The 239-nt window shown below is 51.5% G+C and carries 1 pseudogene; it reads left to right on the plus strand.

Annotated elements, in window-relative coordinates:
- Positions 1-239 (plus strand): annotated as a pseudogene (locus SB756_RS34870) (D-lactate dehydrogenase); the annotation flags it as partial.

A 239-nucleotide genomic window follows, 5' to 3' on the forward strand; every position in this document is an offset into this window, starting at 1 on the left:
GTGATATTGAAGCCGACACGCCCGCACGTTATAACGCCGATCCTGATCGGTTATTTGAATCTTCTGGTTGCGCCGGGAAGCTGGCGGTCTTTGCAGTACGTCTTGATACCTTCGAAGCGGAAAAAAATCAGCAGGTGTTTTATATCGGCACCAACCAGCCGGAAGTGCTGACCGAAATCCGCCGTCATATTCTGGCTAACTTCGAAAATCTGCCGGTTGCCGGGGAATATATGCACCGG

The organism is Pseudomonas sp. SIMBA_068 (assembly GCF_046534705.1).
In the GTDB taxonomy this organism is placed as follows: domain Bacteria; phylum Pseudomonadota; class Gammaproteobacteria; order Pseudomonadales; family Pseudomonadaceae; genus Aquipseudomonas; species Aquipseudomonas putida.